At 47.1% G+C, this 22,146-nt stretch carries 24 protein-coding genes; 6 read left to right on the top strand and 18 right to left on the bottom strand.

The window, feature by feature from the left end:
• The first annotated feature begins 47 nt into the window (after nt 1-47).
• A complete protein-coding gene (locus LU290_RS07675; RefSeq protein WP_277808019.1) occupies nt 48-1,286 on the top strand; it encodes an MFS transporter in 1,239 nt (412 codons plus the stop codon).
• A gap of 98 nt (nt 1,287-1,384) precedes the next feature.
• Nucleotides 1,385-2,263 (top strand): HpcH/HpaI aldolase/citrate lyase family protein, encoded by an 879-nt coding sequence (locus LU290_RS07670; protein WP_277808018.1) that lies wholly within the window; start codon nt 1,385-1,387, stop codon nt 2,261-2,263.
• A gap of 55 nt (nt 2,264-2,318) precedes the next feature.
• Here LU290_RS07670 and epmA read toward each other — a convergent pair whose 3' ends face one another.
• The 4 genes from epmA to LU290_RS07650 all read right to left on the bottom strand — a co-directional run bounded on the left by epmA (nt 2,319) and on the right by LU290_RS07650 (nt 6,225).
• The gene (epmA, locus tag LU290_RS07665) at nt 2,319-3,278 is read right to left on the bottom strand and encodes an EF-P lysine aminoacylase EpmA (protein ID WP_370688559.1); all 960 of its coding nucleotides are present in this window, start codon (nt 3,276-3,278) and stop codon (nt 2,319-2,321) included.
• A gap of 53 nt (nt 3,279-3,331) precedes the next feature.
• Nucleotides 3,332-4,405: a 4-phosphoerythronate dehydrogenase gene (locus LU290_RS07660; protein WP_277808016.1), complete on the bottom strand. Its 1,074-nt coding sequence runs from the start codon at nt 4,403-4,405 to the stop codon at nt 3,332-3,334.
• Nucleotides 4,402-5,562, bottom strand: coding sequence for an AI-2E family transporter (locus LU290_RS07655; protein WP_277808015.1), 1,161 nt, complete (start codon nt 5,560-5,562; stop codon nt 4,402-4,404). Before LU290_RS07655 ends, LU290_RS07660 begins: the two co-directional genes overlap by 4 nt.
• Nucleotides 5,563-5,757: 195 nt before the next feature.
• Nucleotides 5,758-6,225 carry a YaiI/YqxD family protein gene (locus tag LU290_RS07650; protein ID WP_277808014.1) on the bottom strand — a complete coding sequence of 156 codons (468 nt, stop codon included), beginning with the start codon at nt 6,223-6,225 and terminating at the stop codon, nt 5,758-5,760.
• A 194-nt stretch (nt 6,226-6,419) separates the two neighbouring features.
• Here LU290_RS07650 and LU290_RS07645 point away from each other — a divergent pair, with 194 nt between their 5' ends.
• Nucleotides 6,420-7,316 (top strand): PHP domain-containing protein, encoded by an 897-nt coding sequence (locus tag LU290_RS07645; protein WP_277808013.1) that lies wholly within the window; start codon nt 6,420-6,422, stop codon nt 7,314-7,316.
• A 186-nt stretch (nt 7,317-7,502) separates the two neighbouring features.
• On the top strand, nt 7,503-7,979 hold the full coding sequence (locus LU290_RS07640) for an SMI1/KNR4 family protein (protein WP_277808012.1): 477 nt from the start codon (nt 7,503-7,505) through the stop codon (nt 7,977-7,979).
• A gap of 175 nt (nt 7,980-8,154) precedes the next feature.
• On the opposite strand, the gene LU290_RS07635 is transcribed toward LU290_RS07640, so the two are convergent.
• The 4 genes from LU290_RS07635 to trmB form a co-directional block, all read right to left on the bottom strand.
• Nucleotides 8,155-9,000, bottom strand: a complete 846-nt coding sequence (locus tag LU290_RS07635; RefSeq protein ID WP_277808011.1) for a regulatory protein RecX — start codon at nt 8,998-9,000, stop codon at nt 8,155-8,157.
• Between the two features lie 15 nt (nt 9,001-9,015).
• Nucleotides 9,016-10,128, bottom strand: coding sequence for a recombinase RecA (recA, locus tag LU290_RS07630; protein ID WP_277808010.1), 1,113 nt, complete (start codon nt 10,126-10,128; stop codon nt 9,016-9,018).
• A 620-nt stretch (nt 10,129-10,748) separates the two neighbouring features.
• On the bottom strand, nt 10,749-10,877 hold the full coding sequence (locus LU290_RS07625; RefSeq protein ID WP_277808009.1) for a hypothetical protein: 129 nt from the start codon (nt 10,875-10,877) through the stop codon (nt 10,749-10,751).
• Between the two features lie 21 nt (nt 10,878-10,898).
• On the bottom strand, nt 10,899-11,735 hold the full coding sequence (trmB, locus tag LU290_RS07620; RefSeq protein ID WP_306417081.1) for a tRNA (guanosine(46)-N7)-methyltransferase TrmB: 837 nt from the start codon (nt 11,733-11,735) through the stop codon (nt 10,899-10,901).
• 93 nt (nt 11,736-11,828) lie between these two features.
• On the opposite strand from trmB, the gene LU290_RS07615 reads away from it, so the two are divergent.
• Nucleotides 11,829-12,767 carry a DUF2628 domain-containing protein gene (locus LU290_RS07615; RefSeq protein ID WP_277808008.1) on the top strand — a complete coding sequence of 313 codons (939 nt, stop codon included), beginning with the start codon at nt 11,829-11,831 and terminating at the stop codon, nt 12,765-12,767.
• Nucleotides 12,764-13,528, top strand: coding sequence for a TraX family protein (locus LU290_RS07610; protein ID WP_277808007.1), 765 nt, complete (start codon nt 12,764-12,766; stop codon nt 13,526-13,528). Before LU290_RS07615 ends, LU290_RS07610 begins: the two co-directional genes overlap by 4 nt.
• On the opposite strand, the gene LU290_RS07605 is transcribed toward LU290_RS07610, so the two are convergent.
• From LU290_RS07605 to dapD, 10 genes are all read right to left on the bottom strand, one after another.
• A complete protein-coding gene (locus tag LU290_RS07605) occupies nt 13,529-15,805 on the bottom strand; it encodes a primosomal protein N' (RefSeq protein ID WP_277808006.1) in 2,277 nt (758 codons plus the stop codon).
• A 76-nt stretch (nt 15,806-15,881) separates the two neighbouring features.
• On the bottom strand, nt 15,882-16,262 hold the full coding sequence (locus LU290_RS07600) for a RidA family protein (protein WP_277808005.1): 381 nt from the start codon (nt 16,260-16,262) through the stop codon (nt 15,882-15,884).
• A gap of 56 nt (nt 16,263-16,318) precedes the next feature.
• Nucleotides 16,319-16,498, bottom strand: coding sequence for a hypothetical protein (locus LU290_RS07595; protein ID WP_277808004.1), 180 nt, complete (start codon nt 16,496-16,498; stop codon nt 16,319-16,321).
• A 121-nt stretch (nt 16,499-16,619) separates the two neighbouring features.
• The gene (locus tag LU290_RS07590) at nt 16,620-18,821 is read right to left on the bottom strand and encodes a RelA/SpoT family protein (protein ID WP_277808003.1); all 2,202 of its coding nucleotides are present in this window, start codon (nt 18,819-18,821) and stop codon (nt 16,620-16,622) included.
• Between the two features lie 107 nt (nt 18,822-18,928).
• Nucleotides 18,929-19,201: a hypothetical protein gene (locus LU290_RS07585; protein WP_277808002.1), complete on the bottom strand. Its 273-nt coding sequence runs from the start codon at nt 19,199-19,201 to the stop codon at nt 18,929-18,931.
• A 48-nt stretch (nt 19,202-19,249) separates the two neighbouring features.
• A complete protein-coding gene (rpoZ, locus tag LU290_RS07580; RefSeq protein ID WP_277808001.1) occupies nt 19,250-19,519 on the bottom strand; it encodes a DNA-directed RNA polymerase subunit omega in 270 nt (89 codons plus the stop codon).
• Between the two features lie 102 nt (nt 19,520-19,621).
• The gene (queE, locus tag LU290_RS07575) at nt 19,622-20,356 is read right to left on the bottom strand and encodes a 7-carboxy-7-deazaguanine synthase QueE (protein WP_277808000.1); all 735 of its coding nucleotides are present in this window, start codon (nt 20,354-20,356) and stop codon (nt 19,622-19,624) included.
• Between the two features lie 84 nt (nt 20,357-20,440).
• Nucleotides 20,441-20,812, bottom strand: coding sequence for a hypothetical protein (locus tag LU290_RS07570; protein WP_277807999.1), 372 nt, complete (start codon nt 20,810-20,812; stop codon nt 20,441-20,443).
• Nucleotides 20,793-21,062 (bottom strand): hypothetical protein, encoded by a 270-nt coding sequence (locus tag LU290_RS07565; protein WP_277807998.1) that lies wholly within the window; start codon nt 21,060-21,062, stop codon nt 20,793-20,795. The genes LU290_RS07570 and LU290_RS07565 overlap by 20 nt, the downstream gene beginning before the upstream one ends.
• Before the next feature lie 190 nt (nt 21,063-21,252).
• Nucleotides 21,253-22,074 carry a 2,3,4,5-tetrahydropyridine-2,6-dicarboxylate N-succinyltransferase gene (gene dapD, locus LU290_RS07560; protein WP_277807997.1) on the bottom strand — a complete coding sequence of 274 codons (822 nt, stop codon included), beginning with the start codon at nt 22,072-22,074 and terminating at the stop codon, nt 21,253-21,255.
• Nucleotides 22,075-22,146: the final 72 nt, after the last annotated feature.

Raw genomic sequence — 22,146 nt, 5'->3', positions numbered from 1 at the left:
ATTCTCAGTAAACTATGGCAAATTTTGTTCAATTGTGATGTTTTGTGATGATGCACCGTACCTGTTCTCAGCCATTTGCCATTTGGCTGATGTTTGCCGCCAGTTATGCCAGTCAGCATCTGGCGACCAGCTTTATTTCGGTAACGCTCATTGTGCTGCTCCGTGAGCAGGGGGTAAGCCTTGATGTCATTGGGTTGTTTCAGCTTGCTATTTTGCCGTATTCGCTGCGGTTTTTGTTGTCGCCTGTCATTGAGCGAGTGTGGCAAACCAAAAGCCGTCATTTTAAAAACTGGCTGCTGCTTGTGCAGTGGGTGATGGTGGGGCTGTTGGTGGTGATGGCGTTTTTAAATCCAGTGATGGAGCCTTATGCTTTGTTTGCCGCTTTGACGGTATTTGCTCTGATGATTGGCATTCAAGATGTGGCATTGGACGGTTTGGCGTGCCGTACGCTTGATGAACGAGGGCGGACGCTCATCAATAGTACGCAGGTGGGTAGTGGTATGGTGGCAGGGCTGATTGCAGGCGTGCTTATTAGCACTTATCCGCTGCTCGGTTGGCGGGGGTCAATTTTGCTACTGATGGGCTTGTCAGCATTGCCGCTGCCTTTATTGTATCGCTATCGTGAGGCGGTAGCGGTAATAGACAATCAAGGCAGGCTTGGCAAGGAGATTGTCGGCGGCTTTGTGCAGATGCTTGTGTTTTGGCGACACAAAAAAAGCTGGCTTGCGATGCTTGCCTTGTATGGCGTGGTCTATGCAGGTAGCTTTACGGTGCTGTCGCCGTCTTTGGTGGATAATGGCTGGCAGATGGAAGAGATTGGTCTGTTGCAAAATTACGGTACGCTCGTGGGTCTGGTGGCGGTCGTTGCCATCATTCCTTTAACCAAAAGGCTGTCTCGTCTGCGTGCGATGCAGGTTTTGACTGCCTTGCAGCTTGTGGCTTTGGGTTGTGTGCTGCCACTGGCGATGGGTTATGCTACACCTTTTTTTGCTTATCTTGCGATGACGGGCAGTTATCTGACCTTTGCTCCGATGTTCACCTTAAATAGCAAAACGATGATGGACTTTGCCGCCAGTAGCGATACCCCTGCGACCCTATACAGCACGCAGATTTCGGTAGCGATGCTCATTTCCATTATGACTTCATCGCTGTTTTTTGCTTTGGCGGAGCGTATCGGCTATCAGGCAGTGCTACTATTGTCCATGACGGCGGCATTGCTGCTACTGGCGGCTATGACAAGGGCGGGCGTGGCAAAGATGATGTGTGATGGTGCGGTTCGTGCTTAATAAAGCCACCAATTAAAAACCAAGCACAGCCGCCACAAACTATTTACAAACTGCCTACAATCGTGCTACCTTGTGCAAGTTTATACTAGGAGGGTATCATGAAAGACAATGCAAAAGATGGTATGACAAAAGACCGTGCCATAAATGACAATGTCAACGACATCATCATCAAGGATGAGTTTTTGGCGTATTTATTCGTGCCAGCCACTCGCTTAGACAGAGTCGCTAAGGCGTTCGACAGCGGTGCTGATGCCGTCATCATCGACCTAGAAGATGCAGTGGAGAGTGCGTCAAAGCCTGTCGTACGCCAAGCACTCAAAGACTTTGATGCTAAGACTGACCGCCATTACTGGCTGCGCATCAATGCGGCACACACCGCCGACTATGCGCACGATGTGGCTTTGATTGAAAGTCTAGACCATGTCGCAGGTGTTTTGTTGCCCAAGAGCGAGTCTGCGCTGTCAGTCACCGCCTTGCATCAAGCGACAAAGCTGCCTGTCGTGGCGGTCGTTGAGACTGCTCGGGGCGTGCTTGGCATCGGTGAGATCGCATCTGCCAAAGGCTTGTTTGCCATGACTTATGGCTGTCTGGATTTGTCAAAGGCGCTTGGCATCACACTTGGTACGCCATCAGCGCAGGCGGTGCTGGATAAAATCCGTGTTGATTTGCTGCTGCATTCATCGGCAAATGACCTTCATGCACCGATTGAGACGATTTTTGCAGATTTTAAAGATGTGCAAGGCGTGGCAAATTTTGCCAAATGCGCCCAAGATTTCGGCTTTGGCGGTCAGCTGCTCATTCACCCAAGCCAAGTAGCGCCCATCAAAGATGCCACCCAGCCAAGCGATGAGATGCTTGAATTTGCCAGACGAGTGCTACAAGAATATGAGCAGACAGGGCGGGCAGTGTTTTCGGTGCAGGGTAAGATGGTTGATTTGCCAGTCATTGACTGGGCGAAAAAACTGCTTAATCATTGATTAGAATTTCTAAATAATTTATGACCGCTTCATCTTCAATCATGCACCATTAAAACTAAGCAATGTCGGTAGTGATGGCGATGGCATATTTGATGTCGTCAAGCGCATGCCTTACCATGAACAGCCGATCCACGCCAAGGGCGATGCCACTGCATGGCGGCAGTGCGTCGCAGGCGTGAATGAGATGGGTGTCGATCGGCATGATGGTTCGCCCAAGTCTTGCCCGCTCGGCATTGTCCGCCTCAAATCTTGCCAAAAGCTCAGCACCATCAGCCAGCTCGTCATAGGCGTTGGCGATCTCGATGCCATGAATGTACAGCTCAAAGCGCTTGGCGACCAAATGCCCCGCCTCGTCGTAGGCAGTCTTGGCGAGGGCTGCGGTGGCGGGCGGGTAGTCGGTGATGAGCGTGGGTGCATCCATGCCAAGCTTTGGTTCTATCAAATGGCTGAATAAAAGATCCAGCCAGCCTTGTCTGTCATCACCCATGTCCAGTGTGATACCGTGTGCTAAGGCGCACTGTCTCATCCCATCGATGCTGCTGACAAACGGGTGAATGCCTAGTGGAATAAAGCTGTCTGAGTAGCTAAGTCTTTGAAATTTAATGTCTTTTTGTAGCACAAGACTGATAAGCTCACACAGTTCATCTGCCAGATCTTCTAAGCTAAAATGCGGACGATACCATTCTAACATGGTAAATTCGATGTTGTGGCGTGCGCCCTTTTCGTGGTCACGGAATACTTGGCACAGCTGATACATCGGAACTTGCCAAGCAGCCAGAAGTCGTTTCATGGCAAACTCAGGCGAAGTGTGTAGATGACCTGCAACCCGCTTGCCGAAACGGTGAAACGAAGCTGCCACCGAATCAATAAAAACATCCGTATTACCAGCGTTTGATAAGATGGGAGTGGTCACCTCCAAGACTTCTTTATCTTGGAAAAACTGGCGAATCTGCGACAGCATGTGGGCACGATGGCGGGCAAGTGTGAGACTTTGGTATGGCTGATGAGTCATGATTATCTTGATAAATTGATTGTTTATTGTTAAGATTTTCTTAATTTTAGAGTTTTTTAGTACAGCCACTCACGACGAAGGGCGTAATTTTTGCGTAAGGCATCAAAGTCATGTGGCAAGACCCCATCTTGACTCACCGCACGCAAGGCGGCATCGTCTTTTTTGATGTCGTAAAAATGCGCCAAAGTGCCTTTTGTGTCATTTTTAACGCCTTCGACAAAGCCAGTCCAGCTCAGTGGGTTGGGTGGCAGTAGCGGATCAAGCTGCTGCATGATGGGTAGTTTAAAATGCCGACAAAAATCTTGATAGATGATGTCTGTACCACGCAGCTTACCCTCCAAAGTGTAGCCTGCGATGTGCGGCGTGGCGATGGCGAGCCGATCAATGAGTGCCTGATCGACATTTGGCTCATGTGGAAAAACATCAAGGACGACTTGTAGATTTTGCTTATCGATGGCGTGTAAAAGAGCTGCCTGATGAATGATCTCACCACGAGCGGTGTTGATGAGTAGCGTCCCATCTTGTAATGCTGACAGTGAAGTTTTGTCAAAAAGCTGATGTGTCGGGTGAGCGCTGTCTTTGGTGAGTGGTGTGTGAATGCTGACGACATCACTGCATGAGAGCAGCTCATCAAGCGTGCTGTTGTTTGTCTTAGATGTCGCCAAAAAAGGATCAAACCCAAGCACTTGCCAACCCAAATCGCTGGCATATTTGGCAAGCGTACCACCGATATTGCCAAGCCCGATGATGCCAAGGCGAATGCGCTCACCGCGGTACTTTGGGCGTAGGCTGAGTATGGCGGTGATCACATACTGAGCGACTGAGTGCTTGCTGCATCCGCTGGCATTGCCAAACGCTATGCCGTGAGCGCTCAGATGCTCGCGATCGACATGATCGGTGCCGATGGTGGCAGAGCCGATGAAACGAACCTTGCCAAAGTCGCTGATGGTGTCAGGCGTGATGGGGGTCACCGAGCGAATGAATAGCGCATCTGGGCGGTGAGTGTCGATGGCGGCTTGATCGATGCTGCGACCTTTGAGCCTGATGATGCGTACTGGGTGGTGCGTCAGATAATCGTCAAGATTGGCGATATTTTCATCCGCCAAAACGGTCAATGGGGCGTGCGTCATTCTAGCTTGTCTTCGTTCAAAATGGGTTTTGGGGTGGTGTTTTTTAAGAGGGCTGTCTCGTCATCGATGGCAAAGTCGCTGTCTTTTTTGGCAAAAATCTCATCTTTGTGCTGACTGATCCACTCACGCCACACCGCAAGCCCGATCGCCAACACCACAGGACCGATGAACAGTCCCACAAAGCCAAATGCCGTCAGACCGCCCAGCACACCGATAAAAATGATGATGAAAGGAATCTTAGTGGCGCCACTGATGACGATGGGGCGAATCAGATTGTCCACCCAGCTGATCACCAAAATCCCCCAAAGCCCAAGCCCAATGCCCTCAGTGGTATGACCTTGCGACAGTAGCCATAGCGCAACCGCCCCCCATGCAAAAGGCGTGCCAAAGGGAATGAGCGCCGCCACAAAAGTGATGAGCGTCAAAAGAATGGGATTTGGCGCCCCTGCTACGACATAGCCGATGCCCGCCAGCAGCGCCTGAGCAAGTGCTGTCAGTCCGATGCCGTAGATGACCGCTTGAGTGGTCGCACCGACCGAGTTGATGTAATCGTCAATGCGGTCGCCGATGATGTTGCGCAGGGCTTGGCGAATCTGGCGCATGAGACTTTTACCATCACGATAAAAGAAAAATAGCGTCATGAGCGCCATGCCGAGTTTTGCCAGATTTTTCAAAGCGGCGTCAAAGGCGATTTTGCCATAGTAAAGATGCGACTGCACCCAAGTGCGCACCGCCGCCATCGATGCTTCTGGGTCTTTGTTGATTTCCCAAAGCAAATTTTTGATTTGCTGACCGATGACGGGTAGGTTTTTGATGCTGTCAGGCAGATCGACATAGCCCGCCTGCAAGCGATGAATCGCCATGCTATAAAAGGCGATGACCTCTTGCTGTAAGAAAAACACGCCAATCACCAAAGGCACGCCAATCATCAAAGACACACCAAAAGTCATGATGAGTGCGCTCAAAGTCGGGCTAAGCAGCACCTTTTGATGAAAAAATCGATACAGCGGAAAAGTGATGTACGCCAAAATTGCGCCCCAAATCGCAGGCGAAATAAAAAATCTCACCACTTGAAAGCACAAAATGATCAGGATGGTGAGTAGGGTAAGGGCGAGCAGCCGCTGAATGGCGACTTCTTTTGACCAGTTTTCTAGCATGATGGTTGGGTGTCTGCCTTGGCTTGGTTTGATGGTGTGGGTTTCGTTGCGTGTGCGTTATTATGCCAAATTTTTACAAAAATCGCTTGGTTTTTTTGCAATTTTTATGTGTTTTAATCTTGCTTAATCGTTGAGTGCTGTTGCTGCATCAATCATATTTTAACAAAAAATTTTAAATAAATAGTTAATTTTATTTTAAGAATTTGGCTTGATGCGGGGCACCAGACGATTTAGGGCGTTGGCGAAGGCTTGCTTGTCTTTATCGCCGTAGGGTTTTTGACCGCCCATGTTGGCAGGGTCGAGCACGCCTGTGCCACGCAGACTTTCCATGAAATCTCGGGCGTTTAGCTTAGGCTTGATGTTCTCTGGGGTGAATGACTCACCACGGCTACTGATGACCTTAGCGCCTTTGAGCAGTGCGTCATTGGCAAGTGGGATGTCGCTTGTGATGACCAAGTCGCCTGCTACTATCTGTGCGGTGATGTGATCATCTGCCGCATCAAAGCCCGACGGGACGACCTGCATGGTCAGGTGTGGTGATGGTGGCAGCTTGATGAAGTGATTTGCCACAAAGATGGCGGGTACGCCCGTGCGATTGACCGTCTTGATGATAAGCTCTTTGGCGATGAGTGGTAGGGCGTCTGCGTCGATGAGTATTTTCATGATTTGGTTGTGATTTTAATGATGGTTTGAGATAAGATTTGGCTTAACATGGCGACAGATACACAGGGCAAGATGTCGCCACATTGTCGCTTTAAAAAAACGCCAATAACGAGTAAAATATAACAAATAAAATATACCCAATTCAACCCAAAAAGACAACCGCTCTTACCAAGCACCAAACGGTGACAGGATTTATGATTGACCTACACAGCCACAGCACGGCATCTGACGGCACGAATACGCCGACACAGCTGATCCAAAAAGCCCATTTGGCAGGGATTGACACCTTTGCCTTGACCGATCATGACACCATCGCAGGCGTGATGGAAGCCAAAGAAGTGGCTTTAAATCTGGGGGTTCGGCTGATTCATGGCGTGGAGATCAGCTGTACGCATGAGCTGGCTGGTGGTTATGGCAGGCAAAAAGAGCTACAAAAAATCATTCATGTGGTCGCCCTTGATTTTGACGACACAAAAGCCATGCACGATGCCCTGCAAGCCTTGCAAGACAGTCGTCATCAGCGTGGCAGACGCATCATTGAAAAATTGGGCGAGATTTTGGCGGACGATGATCCTGACTTAACCGAGCGACTGTGGCAGGCGGTGCTTGCCAAGGCAGGCAACAATCCACGAGCCATTGGGCGTGCTCACATCGCCCAAGCACTCTTTGAGCTGGGCTTTGTGCCGAGTGTGCAGGCGGCATTTGATAAATATCTGGCGGATGGCAAGGCGGCGTATGTGGCGATTGAAACCATCAGCATGCAGCGCACCATCCGTCTGATTCATGAATGTGGGGGCTTGGCGGTGTTGGCTCATCCGACTCGTTATGGGCTGTCGGCGACACGCACCCGAAAGCTCATCGCTGACTTTGCTCATCTGGGCGGCGATGCTTGCGAGCTGCCTAACAATGAACCTGACAGCCTAAGGGCGATGATTGATCGGAGTATTGCCGAGCATGGTCTTTTGGTGTCGGTGGGCAGTGATTTTCATGGCGAAAATATGCCGTGGCGAAAGCTGGGTGCGGTGGCAAAAGTCAAGTCAGGACAAGTGGGCGTATGGGAGCGATTTGGTGAGCATGGTAGGCTTGGTTGAACGAATGTAAAACCCAAGATTTTTGGTGTAAGTTATTAATTTCGTTGGATTTTCGCAAGAATGGCTCAGCCTACGGGCTACCAATGCTATTTGGATTTTCAAAAGAGATTGGGGGTAAAGGGAAATGTTCAATTTAAATAATCAAATTTGGAGAGCTGACAGTTGAAGAGTTTTTTTGATTCAACAATGTTTCATAAGCCCAATCCTTTTGGTTCATGTGATATGGGTCAAATTGAGAGTTTTGAAAGAAAATTTGCCATAAAAATACCAGAAGACTATAAAGAATATCTTCTTAATTTTAATGGGGCGAAACCTATTAATAACATATGTCCTTTAAATGATAATGATGGCGAAACCTCGCTTCACCATATGTATGGATTACACAATATTGAATATTGTTCTATAGATGTAAAAAATAGAGAACTGTTTTTTGCTGATGACAGTTTTGGTAATCATTTCTTTATTGATTTAAAACAAACAGAACAATATGGTTGTGTTTATTTTGTAGACCATGAGACTGGTAAGACAACTTTAATTAATCAATCTTTTGATAAATTTATCGCATCTTTGATTGGTGAAGATGACTATATGAAAAACTTAAAACAAGAGCATCCAGATATATATGCAAGAATTCAGGAGTTGAAAGCAAATCCTCAGATATGATGTTGCAAACATAAAGCAACGGTAGCGCGGTAGGCTAATTTAGCGACAGCGTAACCCAGCATTTATGGCGTAACTCATTGAATTTGTTGGGTTTTGCAAGCAGAGTCCAACCTACGACATCACAAAATTTTGTGGTAATTTTGCCATTCGGTAGGCATAAACCTAAGTCCAATCATCAAACAAAATCCAGCTCGTCCATGTCGTCCAGTGTGTATTTGAGCGCATCAAAGCACACGCTCATCTCAAACCCCCGATACTGCAAAAATCGCAACTGACGAGCCTTTTGTTTTTGGTCGGTGGGTAGATGGTTGCCGTATTTTTTACAGCGAGCTTCTACGGCAAGTTTTAGCCAGTTGATGTGTTCTGGCTTGTCATCATCGTCTGCCAAAATCGTGCCGTCACTTAGGCTTGTGATGTCCGCCATCTGTATCAGCTCGTCTAGGGAATATGGCAGGTTAATGCCGGCGGTTTTTAGGCTTTGGGCGATGTGGTGCTTGCCACGCCCACGCCGCACCCCTTCACGAATCAGCATGAAAGCACAGCGTTCATCGGATTGGTAGTTTTTTTGGGCAAATTCTGTGATTAGCTCATCAACCATCTGTGGGTCGCATTCTTTGTCCAGTAGTTTTTGGCGGAGCTGTTTTTGTGATAATTCACGATTGGACAAATAATAAAACGCCAGCCAGCGCATATAATTGATGGCTTTGTCATTTTGGTAAATGGGTTCAATGGCGACATTTTGTAGGGCGACAGCCGTTCGCTCGTCCAAAATGTGCGTTGATGTTCCAAGTAGTGTGCCAATGCTTGATGGCTTAGGCTTGGTTTGGGTGCCTTTTTTGGGTAGGTGTTTTTTGTCAGATTGCTGATTTTTTTGGCTTTTTGGTGTTTTTTGGGTTTGGTTTGGTTGGTTGGTTTGGCTTTGTGTTGGCTGATTTGATGGTGAGTTTGACCAAGATGAATCAGCGGACACAGGCTCACCCATGTCCGCCAAGATTTCTGCCAAAGTTTTGATGTGAGTCATGGCAATTTGTCTGAATTAGAACAGATTTTCATCTTCCATGCCTTCTACAAATTCAGGCGGTTCGCCATCGTCAAAGCGAGCTTCATCGCCAGCAGGTGCTGATGACGGCTTGCCCATTTTCTCGGCACGGATTTTCGCTTCAATCTCTTGGGCGATTTCTGGATTTTCTGCAAGGTATTTGACGGTGTTGGCTTTGCCCTGACCGATTTTGCCATCGCCGTAGCTGTACCACGCACCAGATTTGCCGATGGCACCGATGTCCACACCCAAATCCACGATTTCGCCCAAATGGTTGATGCCTTCGCCATACATGATTTGGAATAGAGCTTCACGGAACGGTGGCGCCATCTTGTTTTTGATGACTTTGACTTTGGTTTCGTTACCGATGATCTCTTCGCCTTCTTTGATTTGACCGGCACGGCGAATGTCTAGGCGGACCGAGGCATAGAATTTTAGGGCATTACCGCCAGTGGTGGTCTCAGGACTGCCGAACATCACGCCGATTTTCATACGGATTTGGTTGATGAAAATCACCATGCAGTTTGAGCGTTTGGCGTTGCCTGTGATTTTACGCAAGGCTTGGCTCATCAAGCGTGCTTGTAGACCCATGTGGCTGTCGCCCATCTCGCCTTCGATCTCAGCTTTTGGGGTCAGTGCTGCTACCGAGTCCACCACGATCAGATCCACCGCACCAGAGCGCACGAGCATGTCAGCGATTTCAAGGGCTTGCTCACCGTTGTCAGGCTGAGACACCATCAGCTTGTCAATGTCTACACCAAGTTTTTTGGCATAAATGGGATCTAAGGCGTGTTCAGCGTCGATGAATGCACAAGTACCACCTTGCTTTTGGCATTCAGCGATGGTTTGGAGTGTCAAAGTGGTCTTACCAGAGCTTTCCGGACCGAAAATCTCAATGATACGACCCTTTGGCAGACCGCCAATTCCAAGGGCGATGTCTAATGTCAAAGAGCCTGTTGAGACCACATCCACATCAATCTTGGCAGACTCATCGCCCAGATACATGATGGTGTTTTTGCCGAAGTTTTTTTCAATTTGGGCGAGTGCCGCTTTGAGGGCTTTTTCTTTGTTTTCTTCGACGCTTGCGGTCGTATCCTTTGCTTTACTCATACGATTACCTAAATTAGATGATTGATTTTTGACATTATAGCATAATTTGTGCGTCTTGATTCAAGGTATTTATTTAAGGTATTTTGTATTGTATTTTTGATGAGCATGAAGGGGTAAAATTTAGATAAAGACGACGGTCTTTTTTGGTAAAAATCCATAGCGAATAAAACTTATCCACAGGTTTCACAGCAAAAAATGAGCGGTTTTGTGGAACATTGCATGATTTTTTGGGTGGATATTTTATAAAAGTAGATTTGTCAATATTTAATTTTAAATTTTTATAAGTTATTGATTTTATTTATATTTTTAATTTTATCTACAATGTCCTGTGAGTTATCCAAGTACGGCATAGGCATTGATATGTCTGGCTTTTGGCAGATAAATGCCGTCTTTTCCACAAAGTTATCCACAGATTTTGTGGATAAAAAATTAACATCAATTCAAGCCTAGATGCCATAAGGGCTGGCGGTGGTTTTTTGTATAACATGGCAAAAATCTGATGAGGGCGGGTTAAAAGCTGTGCCTGCTTTGATGAGCGATGCCATGACTTGATGTATCGTGTTTCACAACGATAACAGAGGTGTAAATTTTGTGAAACCATCGTCTGTCAGTCGCTCGTTTTAAAAATGAGTAGGGATGTCGTGCTTATCACTACCCACTCGACCGCCTGATGAGCTGTTACTCTGATTGGCATTTACCAATAAAAATGACGGGTCTTGCCCGCCATTGTTTAACGCAAAGTTTGTCACAAAGTTTATCACAAAGGTGTTTTAGGCTGTTTTAGTCTTTTGATACATCAAATCCCAAGACTTGCGCCCATAGTCAAAGCCACGCTTTTCAAACTTCGTCTGCGGGCGAAACGCTGGACGGGGTGTAAAATTACCCTTACCTGCCATGTTGTCAAAAACAGGCATGTTCTCTAACACTTCTAGCATCCACAAAGCATAATGCTCCCAGTCGGTTGCCGCATGAAACACACCGCCAACTTTGAGCGTGCGTGCCACGATTTCCATGCGATGTGTGGTAACAAAACGGCGTTTGTAATGGCGTTTTTTCTGCCAAGGGTCAGGAAAATACAGCTGCACCGTATCCAGATGATTGTCAGGCAGATTGCTCAACAGTGCAATCGCATCGCCACTAAGTACTTTTAGGTTGCTAAGACCCAGCTCATGACAAGTAAAAGCCGTCCGTCCAATACCAGGTTCATGCACTTCAATACCCACAAAATTACGCTCTGGCGAGTTTTGCGCCATCTCAATCAAGCTGTCGCCCATACCAAAGCCAATCTCCAGCGTCAAAGGGGCGTCCGCACCATTGGGTGTATTGGCAAAATACGCACGCAAATCACGAATGCCGCTGACATCGCCCAATTTGCCCAGCTCAAAGCCATGATTGATGATGTACGGTGCATAAGTGCTGTCGGTCAAAGCCAGCTCGCTTGCCTGACTCATGTGCGTACGGCGTTTCATGAAAGTGTCAATTTTGCGAAATTGCTCAGGCGTCTGGGCTAAGCGAGCGATTTGTTCGCTGATGACTTCACGGTCGGTGTCTGGAGTCTGGCGGTCGCCACCCACAGGGGCTAAAAATTGTTGATTTGGTTGATTCATGACTTTATTTGTCTTATAAAAAAGCGTAAAATGCAAAAAACGCCATTATAAGCCAAGCCACCCATAACCGCAAATCATTTTAACAATTCGCCTATGTTTCGCCTGCCTTTTTTAGAAGATACCACGCCGCCGCCATTTTATCGTGCCAATCTTAGCAATGACGAACGCACCAAACTGGACCAATGGTTCATCGGTCTGCGTTCTCAGTCTTATTATCTCAAACGCTTTAACGAATTTGATCAAGCAGGCAAACTGCACGCACGCTGGCACTGGGCGGCATTTTTTTGCACCTTTGGCTGGCTACTTTATCGCAAACGCTATTTGGATTGCGTTGTGTATTGTGTGGCTGGTTGGTCGTTCATCAAGGTCAATATCGCCATTGCTTTGGCGGTGCTGGAATTTATGGTGATTGGCTTTTTGCCAGAAAACTATCAAATCATGGCAAGAGTGGTGGTCGGTGGCTTGGTTTGGCTGTTTTGGGCAAGCATGGTCGCACGCTGGGCGGACGCTTATTATTACCGCATGGCACGCCGTGAAATCGCTGATGCGCTGGATTTTTATCCTGCCCAAAAAGACGAACAAAAACGCCATCTGAAAAAAGAAGGCGGTACAAGCCTTGTTGGTATGTCGGTGGCTTTTGCCATTTTTGGGGTGTTTTTGGCGATTATCGTGGGGCAATTTGTCCCAATCATCGCCACAAAACAAGAGCAAGCTGTGATTTTTGAAAGTCATCGTTCTGCCAATGCCGTGCAAAAACGCATACAAAACATCTACCAAAGCACGAAAACCTGCCCAACGACGCTGCCTGTCAGCACCGATGATCAGCGGGTGTCTATGGTGGTGGTCGATCGGTTGGCGGGCATCGATACCGACTGTGCGGTGGTGGCGACGGTCTCTGGGGCAAGCTACCCTGTGCGCTATTTAAATGGCGAGACGCTCATCATTTATCATACGCTTAATGAGACAGGGCAAAGCGTGTGGCGCTGCCAGACTTCACTCAACAAAAAACGCCACCCAAAACGCTGCGTATGATACCAAAAAATTCACCAGACAGTCTTGTCACAAACCCCGTCACCAAAGGCTTAAATGCTTTTGACATCAAATGTATCGCCATGCTTGCCATGACGGCTGATCATGTGGCGTGGGCTTTTTTGGACGATGGTACTTATTTGGCAGAATCACTGCATTTCATCGGGCGGCTGGTGGCACCGCTCATGGCTTATTTTTTGGTGGTAGGCTTTTATTACAGCAGTGATGTCAGGGCTTATGCTGGTAGGTTGTTGTTTTTTGCGCTCATCTCGCAAGTGCCTTATTGGCTGTTTGGTCATTCCATCGAGCAGGTGTTGGCAGGTGCGTCCTTTGATGGGCTGTGGCATGGTAATGTGCTATTTACGCTCTTGGTGGCACTGATTGGGCTGATGATTTATCACAGTCGCTGGGATGGATTTGCCAAGTTTTTTGGCATCATGGCACTGTATCCTGTGGCTCAGATGTCCGACTATGGCTTTGCGCTTGTTGTGATGGCGCTCTTGTTTGCGCATTTTTATCGCCATACAACAGCGCTATTGATGGCGTATGTGCTTGGCTGCCCTGTGTTTTATGTGCTGACTTATGGCTTTCAAGCGACAGTGGGGCTTGGCTTTATGCACTTTGGCGTGCTTTTGACCGTGCCTTTGATTTATTATTTTAATGGTAAAAAAGGCTCGTCTTTTGGTGGGCGCTATGTGTTTTATTGGTTTTATCCTGCGCATTTGATGATCATTGCTGTCTTGGCTTGGCTGTGGCAGATGTGATCACCAGCCCATCGGATCAATGTCCAATGACAGCTTAATACCTTTGGTGCTTGGCAGGGCGAGCATGTCTTGCCAATGCTCTGACAGCACAGTGTGTAAGGTTTTTCTATCTTTGGCAAGTAAAAGCAACTGCGAGTGATAGCGGTTGTTTTTTTTGTTCATGGGTGCGTCAATCATGCCACTTTTGGCAAGATTTGGCAAATTTGGCAGTCGTTTGGTGATGTCGCTGATGGCGGTGCGAGTGCGTTCTTGGTGTGGGCTTTCGGCACGGATTAGGGCGGCGTGCGTAAAGGGTGGTAAGCCGAGTAGTTGTCTTTCTTTTAACAAAATCTGAGCAAATGCCAAATAGCCGTGCTTGATGAGCGTGATGAGTAGGGGGTTGTCAGGTTGGCGAGTTTGAATGAGTACATCGCCTGTTTTGTCGGCTCGTCCAGCACGCCCAGCGACCTGTATGATACGCTGTGCGGTGTGTTCGGGCGAGCGAAAATCTGGCGATAAAAATCCCAAATCTGCATCAACCACAACCACAAGCGTAACATTGGGAAAATGATGTCCTTTGGCAATCATCTGTGTACCAACCAAAATGGCAGGCTCGCCTGTCAAAATGCGATCATACATCGCCTCCCAAGCCCCTTTTTTACGCATGGTGTCTTTGTCAATCTGCCAGATGGGGTAGGTTTGTGGCGTGGTTTGTGGATTGCCGAATATGGCGTGTAATTGCTCGCCCAGCTTGCTCGTGCCAAGCCCCAAATCTAGTAGGTTTTGGCTGTTGCATTCAGGGCAGGTGCTCGGCGTGTGCGTACAAAAACCGCAATGATGGCATTTGAGCTGATTGGTTGGGTATTTGTGCAGTGTCAGGTGGGCATCGCAGTTGGGACAATCTGCCTGCCAGCCGCAGCCATCGCACATCAAGATGGGGGCATAACCACGCCGATTAAGAAAAATCAGCACCTGCTCACCATTTGCCAGACGATTTTTAATGTGCCAAATGCTAGATTTGCATAATAGGGTGTTTTGCTCTTGTCCGTTTGCTTGTATGACACTTCTGGTGCCTTGCTTGATGTCAATGAGCTGCATGGTGGCGCTTTTGGCATTGCCTGCTCTTTTGATGAGCTTGTATTCGCTAAGTTTGCCGTCTTGGGCGAGCTTAAGCTGTTCTAGGCTGGGTGTCGCCGTGCCAAGCAACACAGGAATGCCTGCCTGATAGCCACGCCACAAAGCCACATCGCAGGCGTGATAGCGTAGATGGTCTTGCTGTTTATAAGAGCTATCATGGGATTCATCAATGATGATCAAGCCCAGATTATCAAAAGGATACAGCACGCTTGAGCGTGTGCCGATGATGATTTGGGCAAATCCTGACCGACAATCTTGCCAGCCTTGCAGTCGCTCGCCATCGTTCATGCCAGAGTGTAAAACGCAAATATTGGCATTAAAGCGTGAGCTAAATCGTGCTTTGGTCTGTGGGGTTAGCCCAATTTCAGGCACTAAGACCAGCACCTGCTTGCCCAAAGCTAGGGCGTGCCACATGGCGTGCAGATACACTTCGGTCTTGCCAGAGCCTGTGATGCCGTTTAATAAAATGCCACGATATTGTCGCTCGTCCATGGCGGTTTTTATGCCCAAAAATACTGTTTGTTGTTCGTCATTGAGCGTCAGTGGCGTGCTTTGTAGGGTGGGTTTTTTTGGGTTTTTTAATTGTCCATCGTCCGTGCGTGCGTGAATAAGCCCTTTGTCTTGCAGGGCGGTTAATTGGGCTTTATTGATGCCAAGCTCTTTGATTTGAGCGTCGCTTAGGCTTGGTGGATTGTCTTTTAGGGCGTGGAAAGTTTGCCATTGTTTTTTGGCATTTTTGGGGAGTTTTTGCTGAGCGGTGATGTCATCAATGCCGTCAATGAGTTGCCAAAAGGTGCAAGTTTTGGCAGTGGGTTTGCCTTGGTTGATTGGGCTTGGGAGCATGACCGACAGCGTCTCGCCCAAAGGGTAATGATAATAAGCCGACAGCCAATTTGCCAAATGTAGCAACTCATCGCTGATGATGGCGGTGTCATCAAGACATTCGTAAATTGGTTTTAGTTTGTCAAATGGCACATCGCTGTCGCTACTGGCAATGTGTGCGATGATGATGCCGACCAGCTCTTGGCGACCAAAAGGCACACGCACCCGACAGCCGACTTGGGGCAACTGATGATCCACCAAGCAATCGCTTGGACAAAGATAGTCAAAAGAGCGATAAAGTGGCGTTGGTAGGGCGATGCGAAGTAGCGTGGTCGGCATGGAATAGATGAGTTGGAAACATAAAGGCTTGAAATCCAAGCCTTTATGTGTGTGGTGAGATTATTCTAGGTGTAAATTATTCTAGGTGTAAAATGGCTTCAATTTCCACCACACCGCCTTTAGGCAGGGCGGCGACTTGCACGGCAGCTCGTGCAGGATATGGGGCGGACAGACGAGCGTTGAACACTTCGTTGAGCTTGGCAAAGTCGTTCAAGTCAGTCAAAGAGACATTAAATTTTACCGTGTCGTTGAGCGTACCACCAGCGGCTTTGGCGATGGCGGACAGATTATCAAAGGCTTGCTCGGCTTGAGCGGCAAAACCTTCTTTTAGTTCCATGCTCTTAGGGTCAAGTCCAAGCTGACCTGAGATATAGACGACATTGCCGATTTTGACGGCTTGAGAATAAGTACCAACCGCCGCAGGGGCATCGTCAGTATGAATGATTTGTCTTGCCATGAATTGTCCTTTAAAAATGATGAATTGAATAATGCCAACCAACACTTTTGTGATTGTTAAGATTTACCGCTTTTTAGGCGAGCGATGATTTTGTCAAATAGGCTCATCGCAGGCGTGTTGGCGTAGATGATGTTGCCAGCGACATTGTCGGCGGTTTTTGGCAAGATGGTCGGTTCTGTCTTGCCCAAAAAATGAGCCGCTTCTTCTTTGGAATTTAAATCAATATTACAGCACATAAATGCTCCTTGATGATTTTGTTTGCCAAATGGTTTGCTATTTAATGATTTTAAATCATTATCTTAATGAAATCTTGCCAACAATTCAAGCGATTTTTGTTTGGCTTGGTTATTGATTTGATTATTGATACAGCCGCATGATGTTTGGATAGCCGAGAATCTGACGCAGTTTTTGAATGCCGTCATCTAAGTGTGCCCGTGAGCGCACCACGACATCAAGCGTCGTCGTGCCTACTTTGCTGTTTTTGTCTTTATCATCGGCTTTGATGGCGGTGTTTTCCACGCCAACATTGATGGCACGAAGTTCGTAGATGGCTTGGCTGACCTGCTCTTCGTTGAGCATGGCAAAGATACGCAGCTTGGCTGAAAAATGCAGCTGGTGCGCCGTGTGGTCGATTTTTACGCCGTCTTTCCAATTCACCTGAATGATCTGATAAGGGTTTGCGGCACGGATGGTGTCCAGTGAGTAGCATTTGTGGCGATGAATGACCAGACCTTGACGAGAGGAAAGATGTCCGACAATGTGATCGCCATAGATGGGGTTGCAGCATTTGGCAAAGGTCACTTCCACGCCCTTGACGCCAGCGAGTAGGTGCTTGGATTGGGTGATTTCATTGCCGTCGGCGATGTCCACTTCTTCGCTGAATAATCTAGAAACAACCAACTGCGCCAAAAGTGTGCCTGTGGCAATCTGCATGAAAATCTCTTGTTGGCTGTCCACGCCACGCCACGCCAAGATGTCCGCCCATTCGGCATCGCTGATGTCTTCGATGACTTTATCGTAGGCTTTTAAGGCACGCATGAGCGCTTCTTTGCCAGCGTGTTCTTTTTGGTCGTCTGGCAGGTGTTTTAAGAATTTTAAAATCTCGCTACGAGCTTTGTTGGTGGCGACAAAGCCCAGCCAGTCGGCTTTTGGCGTGGCGTTTTTGTCCGTATCAATGCTCACAGAATCGCCATCTGCCAGCACCAGTCCTAGCTTGCCATGCTCGCCGTTGATGTCAGCACCTGTGGCGATGTTGCCGATGGCAGGACCAACCGCATAAGCAAAGTCAAGTGCGGTCGAGCCACGGGGCAGCTCGTAAGCTCGACCTTGTGGGCTGTAGCAGACGATTTTGCGTTCGTGCAGGTAGTTGAGCAGCTCATTGATGATGGTGATGGAGCGTTCGCTGTCTTGACTGGCATCAGCGCCTGAGTCGCTGTTGGCAAGGTCTTGCATATTGCGCAGGCTGGCTTGCACGACCGAGTGGCTGACATCGCCTTTGTCGCTACTGATGACCCCTAGGCGTGCAGCTTCTTGCATTCGCTTGGTGAGCAGGGTGATTTTGATGTGATTATAGTCTCGCTCGTAGATGAGCGTGAGTGATTGGTTGCCACCTGCTTGTGGCTTACGGATATTGTCTTTGATTTGGTCGTTGCTGATTTCGTATTTTCGCACCAAATACGATGCCAATTTATCACATGATTCAATGTCATCTAGCACCACTTCAAAGTCGTATTGGCGAATCAGGCGGTTGATTTGCCCACGGTTTTTGAAAAATTGGCGATACATGGAAGTGCGATTGTCCAGCACTTGCACATGACCGTGTAGATTTAGATGGCTGAGTAGATTTTGCAAATAAGTGCTGATTTCGATTTTTTGAAAATTGCGCCCCAAGCCGTGTTGCAATAATTTATCGGTAAATTTGGTGTACATCTCTGGGTTGAGATTGCGATAGCACAAAAGCTCAATATAGTCGGCGATGTCGTTTAGCCCCATGATGCGAGCAAAGGGGATGTAGAAGTTTAGCGTCTCGGTGGCGGTGCGTTTTTGTTTTTCTTCGCTGACCGCATCCAGCGTGGACATGTTGTGCAAGCGGTCGGAGAGCTTGATGATGAGTACTCGCGGGTCAATGAGTGTGGCGGTGAGAATTTTATGAAAAGTGGCGGCTTGGCTTTGCTGCTTATTCATGCTTGATGATTTTAGCTTGGTGACGCCATCCACCAAGCGAGAGACCGTCTCGCCAAATTCTGCCGTGAGCATCTCATCGGTCACTTCGGTGTCTTCTACCGTATCATGCAAAATCGCCGCAATGATGGTGTCTCTATCCAGACGAAATCCCGCCAAAATCTCCGCCACAGCGATGGGGTGCGTGATGTATGGCTCGCCTGACTTGCGCTTGTCCAAAATGTGCGCCACATCACCAAAATGACACGCACGCAGCACATCTTTTTGCTCGGCATGGCTTAGGTAGTTGATGGCACGCATCAAACTGTCACGAGACTCATCCACCAAAGGGTGGCTCAGATGATGCGGAATGTCATGCGGACGATAATTGGCTAGCATAGATACTCTTGGCGTTAAAAAGATATTATAAATATCAAGGATTGACATGCTTGTCAATAGATGGATTTATTGATTTTTATCATCATCTTATATTGATTGATGATAAATCAACTTGATGGATGATGGTTTGGCAAAGTTTTAAAAATTCCAATGCCATATTTTGACATCATCAAAAACGCTGCTCCACGCTCATAACAAATTAAGTTTTTAATATGTGTTTTAAAAAAAAGCGTATTAAGCGCTATTTTTAGCCTTTTCATCGCATGACCATGCGTCTGATGGTTGATTTTCTTGTAGATTTTGGCTTGTGTGGGTGCTCGGTTTTGTTTGATGATTTTATCAAGTGATTGCAATAATAAAGCCATTTTAATGGTTTTCATTAACAAAAAAAGCCGCATGAAATCACGCGGCTACAATCATGACTGACATCAAAAATCAGCAGGCGTGAATTTTGACAAATCCATGAATTCTGGCACTTTGATGACGATTTCTTCGTCTGGCTCGTCCAAGATGGCACGAGTGACATTGCCAGCAGCGACTTCACGCAAAGCAAGAACGGTCGGCTTGTCATTTTCAACGGTGACGGTAGGCTCAGCGCTGCCTTTGGCAAGTTGGCGAGCTCGTTTGCTTGCCACCAAAATCAGCTCAAAGCGATTATCAACATTATCCAGACAATCTTCAATCGTAACTCGTGCCATAACTTCTCTCTTTTGGGGTTATTTGAAAAAATAATCAGTTATTTTAGCAAACTTGATGGAGTTTTAAAAGTATTTTTTATTCATCACTGCTTTTATTCATCGCTACTTGCCCCGCGCGTCCGCCCAGATGATTTTGTGCAATTGTAATTGCAGGCGCACAGGCAAACCATCCGCCAAAATCCATTCGGCTAATTGCACGGCAATGTTTGGCACATCACTCTTTCGCTCGTCAATTTCAAACATGGGCGAAAACCAGACCACGCCGCATTTTTTATCAAGCTCAAATTGGCGTAACTTTGCCACCGCCCACTCATAATCGGCACGGTCAGCGATGACGATTTTGAGCTGGTCGTGGGGGGTCAAATAATCCAAATTTTCCCACAAATTTCGCTCAGACTCGCCTGAGCTTGGCGTTTTTAAATCCATTACTTTTGACACCGCCAAAGGCACATCTTTCACGCTCAACGCCCCTGCGGTTTCTAGCGAGAGTTCGTAGCCATTTTCAAGCAGTAATTTCATCAGGGCAATGGCGTTCGGCTGGGCGAGCGGTTCTCCGCCCGTTACGCAGACTCGCTTGCACGGATATTGGGCAATGTGGCTCAAAATTTCGTCAAGCCCCCAGCGTTCACCGCCTGTAAAAGAATAAGTCGTGTCGCAATAAGTACAACGCAAAGGGCAACCTGTCAGGCGAATAAAAATGGTCGGTAAGCCTGATGACAAGGCTTCGCCCTGCAAGGAATAAAAAATCTCGGTCAATTTTAATCCTGCGGACGGGTCAGTGGTGGGGATTTGGGTGTTGCGCAAAGTGGATTTGACAGGTTGGTTATGGGTTGGCATAATTTAAAAAGAAAGATAAAAACGGACTATTTTATCAAAAATTGGCAGGTTTGGGGGAAAATTTATCAAATGGAATGTATAAATTTAAGAATATTCCATTTTCTCCACACTCGGCAATTCAAACGGTGGGTGGCTTGCAATATCCACCAACACAATCAAATCATCATAATAACAATAATGCAAAATATATTCGCTGGTTAAATCGCCATTCTCTTGTTTAATATATTCTGGAATGCCTAAATGATAATGCCAAAGGCAATATTTTTGGGCGAATTTGGCATTTTTAAGTTGTTTTTTGGTATGGAGATTTGATGGTATTGAGGGTTTATTGCGACCTTGTAAGCCTTTTATGCCATAACTTTCTGTATGGTCAATAAAGCGTGCCACCGCTTGTCTGATTTCATCATCAAACTTTGGATAGACTTCTTTAAAACAATCAGACATTAGAACTTGCATGGCTTTTCATCCATTTATCAAAGGCTTCAAAATCGCTGGCAAGTCCTTTTGGAATGGGCGTGCCATTTTTCAACGCTTCTTCTTTACTTTCACAGCCTTTAATCGCTTGTTGCATTCGTTCAATGTCAAAAAGTGGCTCTTCAATAATCAAATTGTCATTTTCTTTAACAAAATGAATATCGCCTTGGGCAGGCAAAGTTTTTACCCATGCTTGCACGGCAGGGGGTAGGGTGGCAAATTCAATAATCATGGGAATTTCCTTGTTGTAATTTCATTCATTGTAGCAGATTTATTGGATTTTAAAAATAAAAAAGACGAACCCAAAAGCTCGCCTTATTATTACATCCATTAAACTTAAAAATATACAAGTAGGGGCTAATTGCAATTAGCCCCTACAAATCTGTATATGGATTTAAGTTTGGCGAATGATTTTTAGCCCATCACTCTGCCGCACGCAACAGGTCATTGATAGAAGTTTTGGCACGAGTTTGTGCATCTACTTTTTTGACGATGATGGCGGCATATAGGCTGTGCGTGCCGTCTTTGCTTGGCAAGTTGCCTGGTACGACCACCGAGCCTGCTGGCACACGGCCGTAGTGGATTTCGCCAGTTTCACGGTCATAAATGCGAGTGGATTGACCGATATACACGCCCATTGAGATGACCGAACCTTCTTCTACGACCACGCCTTCGACGATTTCAGAGCGAGCACCGATAAAGCAGTTGTCTTCAATGATGGTTGGGTTTGCTTGTAGTGGCTCTAACACGCCACCGATGCCCACGCCGCCTGACAAATGCACATTTTTGCCGATTTGGGCACAGCTACCGACCGTTGCCCAAGTATCCACCATCGTGCCTTCGTCCACGAACGCACCGATATTGACATAGCTTGGCATCAAAATCACATTTTTGGCGATGTATGAGCCTTTACGAGCGACCGCTGGTGGCACAACACGCATACCGCCTTTGGCAAAATCTTCTGCCGTCCAGCCTGCAAATTTGCTGTCCACCTTGTCAAAAAATTGCAAATCGCCAGAACCCATTGGGCGGTTGTCATTGATTTTGAATGACAAAAGCACCGCTTTTTTGACCCATTGATGTACCACCCACTCGCCATCAATTTTTTCGGCAACACGAATCTCGCCAGAATCCAGCTTGGCAAGCACTTCATTAACCGCAGAGCGAATCTCGGCAGGGCAGTCAGATGCACCAAAATTGGCACGGTTTTCAAAGGCGGTCTCGATGATTTGTTCAATGCTCATAAAATTTTCCTATCATAAAATTGAAATTAAAGGGGTTTGGCTATTTTAACACAGATTTAACACAAAATTTCC

It is taken from the genome of Moraxella nasibovis (assembly GCF_029581575.1).
Classification (GTDB): Bacteria; Pseudomonadota; Gammaproteobacteria; order Pseudomonadales; family Moraxellaceae; genus Moraxella; species Moraxella nasibovis.
The sequence above is the reverse complement of the archived record's forward strand: the minus strand, read 5'-3'. Positions and strand labels throughout refer to the sequence as shown.